We start from the raw sequence: 12,274 nt of genomic DNA on the forward strand, positions 1-12,274 counted from the left end.
TTCGTCGCTGACGCTCCTCGCAATAACGGCACGCTACTGCGACGAGTGTGTCACTTCCCAGTCTTCACCCTCGTCCACAACCGGTTGATGATCCGCTGCGTCGCCGGATCGCGCGCCGTGATCACGAACAGCTTCTTCTGCATCGCTTCGTCGGGATAGATGTTCTTGTCGTTGAAGATCTTCGGATCGATCAGCTTCTGGCTCGCCAGATTGCCGTTGGCGTAGGACAGGAAGTTCGAGTTCTTCGCCGCGACCTCGGGACGGTAGAGGTAGTTGATCAGCTCATAGGCCTCAGCGACATTCTTCGCATCCGCGGGGATCGCGAGATTGTCGAAGAACATCTGCGCGCCCTCCTTCGGGATCGTGTAACCGATCTCGACGCCGGTGTTGGCTTCCGCCGCCCGGCTGCGCGCCTGCATGATGTCGCCCGACCATCCGACCACGAAGCAGATTTCGCCCGAGGCCAGCGCGCTGAGATATTCGGACGAGTGGAATTTGCGCACATAGGGCCGGATCATGATGACGAGATCGGCGGCCTTCTCGAGGTCGGCCTGCTTGGTCGAATTCGGATCGAGGCCGAGATAGCTCAGCGCCGCCGGCAGGATGTCGTCGGCGGAATCCAGCATGTGGATGCCGCAATCCTTGAATTTCGCGAGGTTCTCCGGCTTGAACACCATGTCCCAGCTGTCGATCTTCGCGTCCGGACCGAGTATCTTCTCCGCGATCTTGACGTTGTAGCCGATGCCGGTGGTGCCCCACATGTAGTTGGCGCCGTAATTGTTGCCGGGATCGTAAGTCGCAAGCTGCTCCGTCACCACGGGCCATGCATTGGCGAGGTTCGGCAGCTTCGACTTGTCGAGCTTGAGGAACACCTTCGCGGTGATCTGGCGCTGCAGGAAGTAGCCGGTCGGCACCACGACGTCGTAGCCCGACTTGCCAGCGAGCAGCCGCGTCTCCAGCGTCTCGTTGGCGTCGAACGTATCGTAGACCACCTTGATGCCGGTTTCCTTGGTGAAGTCCTCGAGAACTCCCGGCGCCATGTAGTTCGACCAGTTGTAGAAGTTGACCGTGCGCTCCTCGGCGTCAGCGGAGGCCGAGACCAGCAGGACCGTCGCGACCACGCCGACGAAGCTGACGAGACGACGGCTCTGCTCTCGCATTCTGGCCTACCTCTTGCGGCGGTGAACGGCGTCCGACAACCGCTCCAGCGCGGCGTCGAGCGTCGAGTCCTTCTTGGCGAAGCAAAAACGCACGACCGACGTCACCGCATCCTGCTCGTAGAACGCCGACACCGGGATCGCCGCAACCTTGTAGTCCTGCACGATCCGCCAGCAGAACTCCGCATCGGTCTCGTTGAGCCCGAGCGGCGACAGGTCCACGGTGAGGAAGTAGGTCCCCTGCGACTTCAGCACCGGAAAGCCGATGCTCTCCAACCCCTTGGTCAGGCGGTCGCGGCTCCGCGCCATGTCCTTGCGCATGTCGAGGAAATAGTCGTCGGGCTTGCCGAGGCCATATGCCACCGCCGCCTGCAGATTGGGCGCCGTCGTGAAGGTAAGGAACTGGTGCACCTTCGCAGCGACGCGCAGCAGCGGCGGCGCGGCGCAGACGAAGCCGATCTTCCATCCGGTCAGCGAGAAGATCTTGCCGGCGCTGCCGACCTTGATGGTGCGGTCGCGCATGCCCGGGATCGTGATCAGGGGGATGTGCTCGCGGCCGTCGAACACCACGTGTTCCCAGACCTCGTCGCAGATCGCGACCGCGTCGAATTCCTGGCAGAACCGCGCCAGCAGTTCGAGGTCCTCGCGCGGATAGACCACCGCCGCCGGATTGAGCGGATTGTTGAACAGCACCGCCTTGGTCTTGTGGTTGAAGACGCTGCGCAGCATCTCCTCGCTCAGCCGCCACTCCGGCGGTTCGAGCCGCAGCAGCCGCGGAATGCCGCCGGCCTGGCGGATGATCGGCAGATAGGAATCATAGACCGGCTGGAAGCACACCACCTCGTCACCGGGCTCGACCACGGAGAGGATCGAGGCGGTCAGCGCCTCGGTGCCGCCGGAGGTGACCATCACCTCGGTCATCGGATCGAGCTTGAGTCCGTGCCAGTGGCCGTAATGCGATGCGATCGCCTGACGGAGTTCCGGGATGCCCATCATCGACGGATATTGATTGTAGCCGTTGATCGAGGCGTCCGCGGCGGCGCGTCGGATGTCCTCCGGACCGGGATCGTCGGGAAAGCCCTGGCCGAGATTGATGGCGTTGTTGTCGCGCGCGGCCTGCGACATCGCCTCGAAGATGGTGACAGGAAGGTCCGCGAAGACCTTGTTCATGGAGGTCATATCAGGGATCAGCCGCCGGTCTTGGTCGGCAGTCCCGCCGCCTTCCAGCCGATGATGCCGCCCGCCAGGTGCTTGTCATAGGGCAGGCCCGCGGCCTGGGCGGCCAGCGAAGCCGTCACCGAGCGCTTGCCGGAGCGGCAGGCGAACACCACCTGCTTGCCCTGCGGATCGGGAATCGCCGCCGGATCGAACGTCGACAGCGGCACTACGACGCCATCGGGATAGGCCTCGACGGCGACCTCGTTGGGCTCGCGGACGTCGACCAGCAGATAGCGGCCTTCCGCTATGCCCTTCGACACCTCGTCCGGAAACAAATCTTCCACCTTGTGGTCCGCCACGGAAATATCCTCCCGATATCAGCTTGGCGAGCGTCGCGCGGCCCGCCGTTCCGGGCCGCAAAGTCGCCTCTTGCGCAGAGAAAATCAAGCGTCCGAAACGGGTTAGATGCCACGCGGAAAAGCTGGATCGTGGCCCTTAGATCGTGACCTGCGTGCCGACCTCGACCACCCGCCCGGTCGGAATCTGGAAATAGTCGGTGGCATCGTTCGACGAGCGGCTCAGCGCGATGAACAGATGGTCCTGCCAACTCGGCATGCCCGAATGCGCCGCCGGCTTCAGCGCACGGCGGGAGAGGAAGAACGAGGTCGACATGATGTCGAACTGCCAGCCGAGCTTGCGGGCGATCGCCAGCGTCTTCGGCACGTTCGGTTGTTCCATGAAACCGAACTTCAGCGTCACCTTGGAGAAGGTCTCGCTCAGCTGCTCCATCCGCACCCGCTCGGACGGATCGATGCGCGGCGTCGGCGCGGTCTCGATGGTCAGGATGACGTTCTTCTCGTGCAGTACCTTGTAGTGCTTGAGGCTGTGCATCAGCGCGGTCGGCGCGCTGACGGGATCGCTGGTCAGGAACACAGCGGTGCCGGAGACCCGCTGCGGCGGCCGCTTCTCCAGCATCGCGACGAGATCGGCGAGCGGGAATTCCAGCTTGCGCGACTTCTCAAACAACAGGCGGCTGCCGCGCCGCCAAGTGTACATCACCACGATCATGGCGCCGCCAAGCGCGAGCGGCACCCAGCCGCCCTCGAACACCTTGAGCAGGTTGGCGGCCAGGAAGGTGATGTCGAGGAACAGGAAGGGCGCGACCAGCGCGGCGGCCGCGATCGGCGACCAGCGCCAGACCTTCCAGATCACGACAAAGCCCATCATCGCCGTCACCACCATGGTGCCGGTCACCGAGATGCCGTAAGCCGAGGCCAGTGCGCTCGACGAACGGAACATCAGCACCAGCACGATGACCGCGATGAACAGGAAGCGGTTGATGCGCGGCATATAGATCTGCCCGGAATGCGCTTCCGAGGTGTGGCGGATCTCGAACCGCGGCAACAGGCCGAGCTGGATCGCCTGCCGCGTCAGCGAATACGCACCGGTGATGACGGCCTGGCTCGCGATCACGGTCGCCATGGTCGCCAGCGCTACCATCGGGATCAGCGCCCAGTCCGGGAACATCAGGAAGAACGGGTTCTCGATGCCCTTGGGATTGCCGATCAAGAGCGCGCCCTGCCCCAGATAGTTCAGCGCCAGCGACGGCAGCACGATGAACAGCCACGCGGTCTGGATAGGGCGTTTGCCGAAATGGCCGAGGTCGGCATAGAGCGCCTCGGCGCCGGTCACCGCGAGGAAGACCGCACCGAGCGTGATGAAGCCGATCACGCCGTGATGCAGCATGAACGACACCGCGAGGATCGGATTGAGCGCGTATAGCACTTCGGGATGCCGCGCGATCTGCGGCAGCGCCGCGACCGCGATCAGGGCGAACCATACGCACATCACCGGGCCGAAGAAGGCCGCGACGCGCGCGGTGCCGCGCGACTGCACCGCGAACAGGACGACAAGGATCACCACCGTGAGCGGCACGACATAGGGATCGAATGTCGAGGTGACGAGCTTGATGCCCTCGATTGCCGACAGCACCGAGAGCGCCGGCGTGATGACGGCGTCGCCATAGAACAGCGCGCCGCTGATGATGCCGAGCAGCACGATCGCGGCGCCGCCCTTAGTCGCCGCGCGCTGCGCCAGCGCCATCAGCGCCAGTGTGCCGCCCTCGCCATTGTTGTCCGCGCGCAGCAGGATCACGACGTATTTCAGCGTGACGACGACGATCAAAGCCCAGAGGATCAGCGAGAGCACGCCGAGCACCGCATGCGCCGTCACCGCGCCCTCGCCGCCGGCGGCGGCAACGACGGCCTCGCGCAAGGCGTAAAGCGGGCTGGTGCCGATGTCGCCATAGACGACACCGATGCTGCCGAGCATCAGGGCCTTGAAGGTGGCGGTTGAATGCGCCTCACCATTGCCGTTTGCCGCCGGCGTTTCCGCCGCGGTGATCGCACTCTCGGATGACATGGGGAAGCTGTGCCTCTGTCTTCTGCCGCACCGCACAATGCCGGGTCGCAGCGCTATACTCCCGGCAGGAATGCATAGGTTAGCCCGGATTTAGGCCTCCGCCATGCACGTCACGCATGGGTCACGGCCGATCAATGTCAGAATCCTGCGCCCGGTCAGATAGTTACCTGGGTACCCACTTCAACCACCCGGCCGGTCGGGATCTGGAAATAGTCGGTGGCATCATTGGCGGACCGGCTCATCGCGATGAACAGGTGGTCCTGCCATTGCGGCATGCCGGACTGGGCCGACGGCTTCAGCGAGCGGCGCGACACGAAGAACGAGGTCGACATGATGTCGAACTGCCAGCCGAGCTTGCGCGCGACCGCCAGCGCCTTGGGCACGTTCGGCGATTCCATGTAGCCGAAGCGCAGCCGCACCGCGGTGAACTTGTCGCTCACCTTCTCCATGTTGACGCGCTCGGATAGATCGACGCGCGGCGTCGGTGCGGTCTCGATGGTCAGGATCACGTTGTGCTCGTGCAGCACCTTGTTGTGCTTGAGATTGTGCAGCAACGCGGTCGGCACGAAGCTCGGATCGCTGGTCAGGAACACCGCGGTGCCCTTGACGATATGCGGCGGCCGCTTCTCCAGACTGTGGATCAGGTCGCGCAGCGGCACCTCGATGCGTCGGGTCTTGGCGACCAAGATGGCGGCGCCGCGGCGCCAGGTCCAGATCATCGTCGCCATCACGACGCCGAACAGCAGCGGCACCCACGCGCCCTCGAACAGCTTCAGGAGATTGGCGCTGAAGAAGGTCATGTCGACGATCACGAACGGCATGATCAATGCCGCCGCCGACGCCATGCGCCAGTTCCACAGCTTCCAGATCACGATGAAGCCCATGATGCCGTCGGCGACCATGGTGGTGGAGACGGCGATGCCATAGGCCGAAGCCAACCCGCTCGAGGTGCGGAACAGCAGCACCAGCAGCAGCACGCCGATCAACAGCAGCCGGTTGACGCGCGGCAGATAGATCTGCCCGGCATGGGTCTCCGAGGTGTAGCGGACCTCGAAGCGCGGCAAGAGCCCGAGCTGCACCGCCTGGCTGATCAGCGAATAGGCGCCGGTGATCACCGCCTGGCTTGCAATCACCGTCGCGGCGGTGGCGAGCCCGACCAGCGGCAGCAGCAGCACGTCGGGCACCATGCGGTAGAACGAGTTCTCGATCGCGCTGGGATCGGACAGCACAAGCGCGCCCTGCCCGAAATAGTTCAGCAGCAGCGACGGCAGCACGAAGAACAGCCAGCCGGACTGGATCGGCTTGCGGCCGAAATGCCCGAGATCGGCATACAGCGCCTCGCCGCCGGTCACCGCGAGGAACACCGCGCCCAGCGTCACCAGGCCGATGGTGCCGTGGGTCAGCATGAACTGGAGCGCGTAATAAGGATTGATCGCCGCCAGCACCGACGGGTCGTCCATGATGTGAACGAGCCCCATCACCGCCAGCGAGGCGAACCACACCACCATCACCGGACCGAAGGCGGAAGCGACGCGCGCGGTGCCCGAGCTCTGCACCGAGAACAGCACGACCAGGATCAGGATCGTCAGCGGCACCACATAGTGCTCGAGATGCGGGGTGGCGAGCTTGAGGCCTTCGACCGCCGACAGCACCGAGATCGCCGGCGTGATCATGGAATCGCCGATGAACATCGAGGCGCCGACCACGCCGAGCGCGAGCAGCGGCCAGCTGCGCCGACCGATCGCGCGCTGGCCGAGCGCCATCAGCGAGAGCGTGCCGCCCTCGCCATTGTTGTCGGCACGCAGCAGCAACAGCACGTATTTCGCGGTGACGACGGTGAACAGCGCCCACAGGATCAGGCTGAGCACGCCCAGCACCATGATGCGGGTGACCGGCTGGCCGTGCGCGGCGCCGCCGACCGCCTCGCGGAATGCGTAGAGCGGCGAAGTTCCGATATCGCCGAACACCACCCCGATGCTGCCGAGTGTCAGGGCCCAGAAGCTGGAGGTGGGTTGTCCTTCCTGAGCTTCGGTAGATGAGACGCTGACAGCCATGGCGAGGTTGGAACGCCCGATCGGTTGATTTGATCCGCGCGGCTATCGACGCTTCCGCTTCGCGTGTCAACCGCGCAACAATGGTAGTTGACGGTAGTATGGTAACCCGGAGCTACGGCTTCAGATCCGGCGGCAGCGGCGGATTTTCCCGCATCAACGTGATGGTCACGCGACGGTTGGCCGGCAGCGTCGGATCGTCGGGAAACAGCGGCTGGCCGTCGGCCTTGCCTGAAACCGCGAAAATATGCGACGGCGGCAGCCCTTCCCGCTCCAGGATCTGCCGCACCGCGTTGGCGCGGTCCGCGGACAGGTCGAAGCCGTCATAATCGCTGCGCGCCGGCACGAAGCCTGCGGCTGTATGCCCCACGATCGCAACCCGCAGCGGCGTCGCCTTCAGCGGCGCGGCCAGCTTCTGGATCAGCCGGCGGGTGCGGTCATACGGCTCCCTGGAGCCGTCGGCGAACATCGAGCGGCCATCCTGGTCGACGATCTCGAGATTGAGCCCCTCCTTGGTCTCCTCGAACATGATGTTCTTGGAGATCTCGGTCAGCTCCGGCATGTCCTGCAGCGCCTGGCGAAGCGAGGCCGAGGCGAGAGCGAATTCGCGGTCTATCTTCAGCCGCGCGCCGTTGATCTGGCTGCGCTCCTTCTCGTCCGGCGTCGGATTGGCGGAGGACTCTTCCGGCGAGATGTGCTCGACGTTCTTCAGTTTCGGCCGGGTCGGCAGACCGTCGGACTCGACGATGCCGGAATAGCGCACATTGGTCTGCACGCCGAACGCATCGCGCATCGAGCCGGCGACGATCTTCAGCTTGTTGTTGTCCATGGTGGAGAACGCGACGAGCATCACGAAGAAGCTCATCATCAGGCCCATCAAATCGGCGAAGGTCACGAACCAGCCGTGACCTCCGGTATGGGCGTCGCCGCGCTTTTTCTTGGCCATCGCTGCGTTTCCCGAAAGCGCGGTCCGGTCAGGCCGGAACCGGCTCGCCTTCCTCCTGGCGATGCTTCTCCGGCAGGTAGGCCAGCAGCATCTCGCGCACCAGCGCCGGGCTCTTGGAGTCGCGGATCATCAGGATGCCGTCGATGATCAGCGTGCGGTTGGTCTCCTCGTCGAGCAGCTTGCCGTGCAGCTTGTCGGCGATCGGCAGGCAGAACAAATTGGCGACCAGTGCGCCGTACAGCGTCGCGAGCAGCGCCGTCGCCATGAACGGGCCGAGCTTGGAGGGGTCGGTCATGTTGGCGAACATCTGCACCATGCCGATCAGCGTGCCGATCATGCCGAACGCCGGCGCGCAGTCGCCGATCGCGCGATAGATCTTGCTGCCCTCGTCGAGGTGCATCAGGAAGTTGTCGCGGTCGCGTTCCATGTTGTCGCGGATGAATTCGAGGTCGTAACCGTCGGCGACGTAACGGATGCCTTTGGCGAGGAACGGCTCGTCGGTCTCGACCTTTTCCAGGCCGACCGGTCCTTGCTTGCGGGCGATCTCGGCGATGCGGGCGAGCTCGTCGACGAGATCGCGGGCCGACAGGCGGCTCATGGTGAAGGCGAATTTGGCGCCGAGCGGCAGCCCGTGCAGCATCACGCCGAGCGGAAAACGGATCATCGTCGCCGCGATCGAGCCGCCGAAGATGATGATCATGGCGTGTTCGGAGATGAACATGTGCAGGTCGCCGCCCATGAACATCATCACCGCGATGACGATGATGCCAGCCAACAGCCCGGCGCCAGTCATGATATCCATAGGAGACTCCAACGCGTACGCAACCTGCCCGTCCTGGACGGCGCGCAGCCCAAGGCGGGCCGCGTGGAAAACCCTAACGTTAACGCCATTAAGGACGCGTTACCGAATTTGGTAGGGATAACAACGGGTAAACGCCGGTCTTTTCGCGATGTCGTTGAAGATGCTGGCTTTCCGCATGCGAGCCTGCCGTTGCATGTGCAAAACCCCTCCCCGTAGAACAACGGACATGGGATAGGTTTGCCGGAAGCGTCTTCGCGCGAAACGGCTAACGGTTCGCGTGAAGAAAACGCGTCAGCACAAGAATCCGGGGCCCCGTTCCGATTCAATCGGAGCGGAAAAGGCTCTCGAGGAAACCAACCAATGAGCAGGACAGGATGAAGGCGGTCGTCGTCGAGCAATACGCACCCATCGATCAGATCGGGCTGAGGGAGATCCCCACCCCCGAACCCGGCCTCGGACAGATCCGCGTCCGGGTCCACGCCGCGAGCATCGGCTTCGTGGATGGGCTGAAGGTCGAGGGCCGCTACCAGACCAAGGATGCCCTGCCCTTTACGCCGGGCGCGGAATTCGCCGGCGTGGTCGATGCGGTCGCAGGCGACGTCGCCGGCATCGCGCCGGGCATGCGGGTGATGGGCGCGGCGCGCTCGGGCGCGCTGGCCGAGCACATCGTGGTGCCGCCCGACGCCGTCGAGATCATGCCCGACGGACTGTCGATGGAGGCCGCCGCGGCCTTTCGCACCAATTACCTCACCGCGCTCTACGCGCTCGGCGAGCGCGGCTCGCTCAAGGCCGGCGAGCAGTTGCTGGTGCTCGGCGCCGCCGGCGGCACCGGCATCGCCGCCATTCAAGTCGGCAAGCTGCTCGGCGCGCGCGTCGTCGCCGCGGCCTCGACGGAGGAGAAGCGCAACTTCGCCGCAAGCTTCGGTGCCGACGCTGCCGTCGACTACACGAAGCCCGACTGGCGCGACGCGCTGAAGGACGCGACCGGCGGCCACGGCGCCGACGTGATCTTCGATCCGGTCGGCGGCGAGGTCTCGCTGCAGGCGTTCCGCTCGATCGCCTGGAACGGCCGCCATGTCGTGGTCGGCTTCGCGGCCGGCAGCATTCCCGCATTGCCGTTCAATCTGCCGCTCCTGAAAGGCGGCCTCCTGATCGGCGTCGATGCCGCCCAGATCGCGCGGCGCGAGCCCGAGGCGCAGGCGCGCGTGATGACGCAATTGTCGGCATGGCTGAACGATGGCCGACTGACGCCTGTTGTCGGTAAGGTGTTCGCATTCGACGATTTTCGCGCGGCTTTCACCACCATGCAGACCCGCGCGGCGCTCGGCAAGATGGTGGTGCGGATCGGGTCGTGAGAGAGGCAGCGCTATCGCCTCATCCTCGCTGTCGTCCCTGCGAAAAGCAGGGACCCATACGCCGCGGCGGATGTTGTGAACAGAACTGGTCATTCCAGCGAAGCACACCAATCAGCACTTGTGGTTATGGGTCCCTGCTTTTCGCAGGGACGACACTGAATGTCGCAAGCCAAGCCTGCCTAGAGGTCGGAGAGATACGCGACCGTCGCCAAGGTTCGCGAAAACTATCACAGGTTATTGTTGCGCGGTTCTGTGCCGCCTTAGCGTTGCGGAGTACGGCATTCGGGGACGAAAAATGCAGGACATGCTGACGCATCTCGAAAAGCTTCGCCGTGACGCGGCGGAATGTGCGTTGATCCGAGACCTGGCGACTGACATGCGCAAGCGCGAGTTGTTCAGCAAGCTCGCCGAACATCTCACGGCCCTTGCCGCCGAGGTGGAGGAAACCATCAACGCAGCCCGCAAGAAGGACCAAGTCATCTAGCGAGGCCTACGTCGAGCGTTCGAAAGTATCGACACTTGTCGTGACGGCTCGCCACCAGGGCCGCCGCTTCGCCCTCGCGGACCGCGACCAGCGCCTCGTCCGACATGGCAATTTGCCGGATGGAACCAACGTCGCAACGGCGCATTGTCATTTCACCCATCGGTTGACAGGTAATATGCCGCCAGTATCGGTAGACGTGCCGATGTTGTAGCATTGCTGGTTCGCCGAGGAGCCTATTCGCCGCAATGTGTTGTATTTCAGGATTCTTTGTCTTGGCACTTTTTGCACATCGAGCATCGAGCATCACGTCGCGATCGCGCGGGCGGATTACCACCAAAGAGGCGCGATGAAGACCGACAAGGCCATCTGGTACGTCTCGTTCGCCATGCGAAATCCTGACGCCGGACATCACCGCTTCGCGCGCCAGACCCGTACCTTCACGACCGAGCAGGACGCCAAGGCGTTTGCGCGCACGCTGCTCGTTCAGACGCAGGACGTCAGCGCCGGAACGATCAATCCGCACGCACCGCGACGCGTGATCGCACCGGCCGCGATCACGGCCTGGGCCGGCGACAGCTGAGGCTTCGCCGCCGTTGCTTCCTACAGGAAGCGCGAGGGCGCAAACGGGGCGAGCGGAATCTCCGGCGCCTTGCCGCTCAGGAGTTGCGCGACCAGCCGGCCGGTCCGGGCCGATCCGACCAGGCCGACATGGCCGTGGCCGAAGGCGTAGACCACGTCGCGCGTGGCACGGGCATAGCCGATGCAGGGGCGCCCGTCCGGCATGCTCGGCCGATGGCCGAACCAGGTCTTGATCCGCGATGGCGGAATATCCCTCGGCAGCTTCGGGAACATGCTGAAGAGGTGCTCGCGCAGGATTTCGGCGCGCTTCCAGTTCGGCGCGGCGTCAAGCCCCGCGATCTCCACCGTGCCGGCGGCGCGCAGGCCCTTGTCGGTCCAGTTGACGACCATCTTGGCATCGGAGGCCATCATCGAATTGCGCGGGCCGGATTCCGGATTCTCGATCATGACGTGATAGCCGCGCTCGGTCTCCAGCGGCAGCGGATCGCCGATCGAGGCGGTCAATTGCCTGGAGCGCGCGCCCGCGGCGACGACCGCGGCGTCGCAGGCGATCTCGCCGCTCTCGGTGATCACAGCGACAAGCCTGTCACCGGCAAGCCTGAGGCCCGTGGCCTTGGCGGCGACGCGCTCGGCGCCATTCGCGATGGCGTGCGCGGCGAGCGCCCCGACATAGGCACCGGGATCGCGGCAGCGTCCCGCCTCCTCCACCACGACGCCGAATTTGTAGCGCGGATGCAGATCGGGCTCGCGCTGGCGCATCTCGTCTTCATCAAGCTCCAGCCATTCGATGCCGACACGCTTGCGGATGCGCCAGCCGAGATCGCGGTCGAACGGCGCGCGTGAGGGAAACACGTGCATCACCCCGCGCCGCTCGATCAATTCGCCCACGCCGGCTTCCTCGGCGAGCTGCCGGTGCAGCAGCGGTGCATCCTTCAGGAGTTCGCGCATCGCCCGCGCGGTGGCCTCGACCTGCGCCTCGGTCCGGCTCGACAGCAGATACTTGACCAGCCACGGCAGGGCCTTCGGCAGATACGACCAGCGGATCGCCAGCGGCCCGAGCGGATCCATCAGATAGCCCGGCACCTTTTTCCAGGTGCCCGGCTCGGCCGGCGGGATCACCGAATGCGACGACAGCCAGCCGGCATTGCCGTAGCTCGCCGCCTGGGTCCCGCCGGGCTCGCCCGGATCGATCAAGGTTACGCTGTGGCCCGCACGCAGCGCCTCGATGGCGCTGATGACGCCGACCGCGCCGGCCCCGATGATCGCGACGTGACGGGACTCTTGTTTGGGCATGATCTCCTCGGAAAACCGCTTCGCACTT

At 64.6% G+C, this 12,274-nt stretch carries 11 protein-coding genes; 3 read left to right on the forward strand and 8 right to left on the reverse strand.

Going from position 1 to position 12,274, the window contains the following annotated elements; genetic code table 11:
* Nucleotides 1-50: 50 nt before the first annotated feature.
* From J6525_RS01295 to J6525_RS01325, 7 genes are all read right to left on the reverse strand, one after another.
* Complete coding sequence (locus J6525_RS01295; protein WP_225641424.1) at nt 51-1,160, reverse strand: polyamine ABC transporter substrate-binding protein; 1,110 nt, start codon at nt 1,158-1,160, stop codon at nt 51-53.
* 6 nt (nt 1,161-1,166) lie between these two features.
* Complete coding sequence (locus J6525_RS01300; protein ID WP_225641426.1) at nt 1,167-2,336, reverse strand: aminotransferase; 1,170 nt, start codon at nt 2,334-2,336, stop codon at nt 1,167-1,169.
* 8 nt (nt 2,337-2,344) lie between these two features.
* Entirely contained in the window at nt 2,345-2,674 is a 330-nt protein-coding gene (locus J6525_RS01305) for a rhodanese-like domain-containing protein (RefSeq protein ID WP_016848419.1), read from the reverse strand.
* A gap of 136 nt (nt 2,675-2,810) precedes the next feature.
* Nucleotides 2,811-4,736: a potassium transporter Kup gene (locus J6525_RS01310; RefSeq protein ID WP_092085565.1), complete on the reverse strand. Its 1,926-nt coding sequence runs from the start codon at nt 4,734-4,736 to the stop codon at nt 2,811-2,813.
* Between the two features lie 155 nt (nt 4,737-4,891).
* Nucleotides 4,892-6,790, reverse strand: a complete 1,899-nt coding sequence (locus J6525_RS01315; protein ID WP_225641428.1) for a potassium transporter Kup — start codon at nt 6,788-6,790, stop codon at nt 4,892-4,894.
* Nucleotides 6,791-6,902: 112 nt separating this feature from the next.
* Nucleotides 6,903-7,733 (reverse strand): OmpA/MotB family protein, encoded by an 831-nt coding sequence (locus J6525_RS01320; RefSeq protein ID WP_028334286.1) that lies wholly within the window; start codon nt 7,731-7,733, stop codon nt 6,903-6,905.
* Between the two features lie 28 nt (nt 7,734-7,761).
* On the reverse strand, nt 7,762-8,535 hold the full coding sequence (locus J6525_RS01325; protein WP_016848416.1) for a motility protein A: 774 nt from the start codon (nt 8,533-8,535) through the stop codon (nt 7,762-7,764).
* Nucleotides 8,536-8,909: 374 nt separating this feature from the next.
* Here J6525_RS01325 and J6525_RS01330 point away from each other — a divergent pair, with 374 nt between their 5' ends.
* The 3 genes from J6525_RS01330 (at nt 8,910) to J6525_RS01340 (ending at nt 10,954) form a co-directional block, all read left to right on the forward strand.
* Entirely contained in the window at nt 8,910-9,890 is a 981-nt protein-coding gene (locus J6525_RS01330) for an NADPH:quinone oxidoreductase family protein (RefSeq protein ID WP_225641430.1), read from the forward strand.
* A 295-nt stretch (nt 9,891-10,185) separates the two neighbouring features.
* Nucleotides 10,186-10,374, forward strand: a complete 189-nt coding sequence (locus J6525_RS01335) for a hypothetical protein (RefSeq protein WP_092085569.1) — start codon at nt 10,186-10,188, stop codon at nt 10,372-10,374.
* Between the two features lie 346 nt (nt 10,375-10,720).
* Nucleotides 10,721-10,954: a hypothetical protein gene (locus J6525_RS01340; RefSeq protein ID WP_057019701.1), complete on the forward strand. Its 234-nt coding sequence runs from the start codon at nt 10,721-10,723 to the stop codon at nt 10,952-10,954.
* Between the two features lie 20 nt (nt 10,955-10,974).
* On the opposite strand, the gene J6525_RS01345 is transcribed toward J6525_RS01340, so the two are convergent.
* Nucleotides 10,975-12,246, reverse strand: a complete 1,272-nt coding sequence (locus tag J6525_RS01345; protein ID WP_225641432.1) for an NAD(P)/FAD-dependent oxidoreductase — start codon at nt 12,244-12,246, stop codon at nt 10,975-10,977.
* Between the last annotated feature and the right edge of the window lie 28 nt (nt 12,247-12,274).

It is taken from the genome of Bradyrhizobium australafricanum (genome assembly GCF_020329495.1).
GTDB classification, from domain to species: Bacteria; Pseudomonadota; Alphaproteobacteria; order Rhizobiales; family Xanthobacteraceae; genus Bradyrhizobium; species Bradyrhizobium australafricanum.